The organism is Synechococcus sp. OH2, from assembly GCF_047462155.1.
In the GTDB taxonomy this organism is placed as follows: domain Bacteria; phylum Cyanobacteriota; class Cyanobacteriia; order Thermostichales; family Thermostichaceae; genus Thermostichus.
The window spans coordinates 56,232-58,221 of the sequence record NZ_JANSIR010000108.1 but is presented as its reverse complement, the minus strand read 5'-3'; the positions used below and the strand labels follow the sequence as shown (position 1 = coordinate 58,221).

The window sequence follows — 1,990 nt, the reverse complement described above, 5'->3', positions numbered from 1 at the left end:
ACCCGTCGTCCGCCCGAAGGAGATCCCGACCTGCGCTGGCTGGATCCCAGCCAGGCTGTTACCCTTTCCCTCACCTATTTGCTGGTTTAGCTCAGCAGCAGGGCAAACAGGCCACAGAGGGCAATGCCGTCGAAAACGCCGGCCCCGCCAATGCTGAGAATGCCCGAGCAATTGCGCCGCAACACCTCCGGCAGGTGCAGCAGATCGGCTCCGATCACCGTGCCCAAAACCCCGCCGGCAAAGGCCACCGCCGGCGCCTGATCCCCCGCCCAGAACAAAGCGGCTAAGGCTGCCGTGGCCGGGGCAATCAGAGGATTCATCTGAATGCCGATCCCGGGCACCACTTGGGAAGCGTAGTAGCTAACCACCGTTACCAGTGCCGTTACGGCCAGGATCAACAGCCCATCAGCCCGCCCAAATTGGTACAGGGCCAAGAGCACCGGGATCAGCCCTCCACCCACGTTGAGGGCAACCACCGTCTCCTGGGAGATTTTGGCCAACGGGATCCCCCAAAATTGCCGCATCCACAGGCTGGCCAGATCCTCTACCAGAGTTACCTCGCACTTGACGCGATAGAGAGGAATATTGACCGAGCTGCCCACCAAGATGGCCAGCAGCAGCAACAGCGCCCCCTCCCGCGAGAACCCCAGCTTCCCCACTGCCAGCGCCACCACGTCCACCGCTAGCCCCAGCCAGAGGAAGGGCAGCAGCAGCACCAGCATCAAAAACAGCAACAGCGAGAACGGTAGGTAGAACATGGCAGGGATCCCCAGCTTTCCTCCAGCCTATCAGGACTCCGTCTAACTTTTCTTGGCCTCAGAGGGCAAGTAAGAAGTTAGGTTTGCAACTACAGATCATTTGCCTGAGGCGCCTCAAGATTGTCTAGAGACCAAAAATAGTGTTGCGGATATCCCGAGAAATGCTGTGGCCGGCCTCCCGATCGCTAGGGGTTTTGGACAGGCTAATTTGGTAGCGTCTATCCCCGTGAAAGCAAATCCTGACATGATTATCTTCCGCGATGACCTCAAAACCAAGCTCTTCCAACCTTTTTCTGTAATAATCACTCCACCCATTATAGTCTGAAGACAAGCTGTCTACAGATTCCCTAATTCTCCGACGATGATCATCACCCTCGTTTGCTTCGTTATTCTCAAACAAGTTTCTAAGTATATGCTGGACTCTGCTCCCTTCGTGTACGTTATTAATTTTCTCTCTCAGGATTTCTAAAATAAAACTCTTAGCTTCTTGTGGGTAAAACTCCTTCTCGGTTATTTTCAAGACTATATCTATTTCCGACGGCTCGTACCTTGTATAATGCCCTCTTCCCTGGAGAATTGTAGACAGAGTCTTTTCATAACCTTCTATGCCAGTCTTCAGCGTCTTTATTTCCTCATCCCTTTGTTGAAGCTGTAGTCTCAGCTCTGTAATCTCGTCTGCGTCTGCATGGAACTGCTCCGCACGCAGCCTCTCTATCTCTGCTTGGAGACTTCGCACTTGCCGATCTTTGTCTTGGAGCTGTTGCAAAAGCTGACGCCGCTCGGCCAACTGGGCCTCAAGTTCTTGGAGCCGCCTGTTTCTTCGCTGAAGCTCTTCCCGCAGCCTAGAAAGTTCTTTCTCGCCTTCCTCAATTTGCCAGCGGAGCTCCTCGATTCTTTGCTCCCGGCGGCGGAGCTCTTCTTGCAAGCGCCGTTGCTCGACCAGTTGTGCTTCCAGATCTTGGACTTGCTTGCTGCTCTGCTGAAGCCGGGTTTGGAGCTCTGCCAGTTCCGCTTGCCGGTTCTGCAACTCCTCCTCTCTGGCCTGGACTTGCCGGGACAAGTCTCCGACGAGACCCTGCCATCTTTGCAGATCGGCAACCAGTCTTTGAATTTCTTCCTCCTTCCGCGCAGACCGATTCTGTAGCTCTTCAATCTCTGCTTGGAGGCTTTGCACTCGCCGATCTCTGTCTTGGAGCTGTTCCAAAAGCTGACGCCGCTCGGCCAACTGGGCT

2 protein-coding genes are annotated in these 1,990 nt (G+C 54.6%); both read right to left on the bottom strand.

Annotation, left to right across the window (positions count from 1 at the left end):
• Positions 1-86: 86 nt before the first annotated feature.
• On the bottom strand, positions 87-758 hold the full coding sequence (locus NW835_RS11185; RefSeq protein WP_414415318.1) for a DUF1614 domain-containing protein: 672 nt from the start codon (positions 756-758) through the stop codon (positions 87-89).
• Between the two features lie 124 nt (positions 759-882).
• Positions 883-1,990: hypothetical protein (locus tag NW835_RS11180; protein ID WP_414415317.1), on the bottom strand; the 1,108-nt coding region annotated here is incomplete at its 5' end.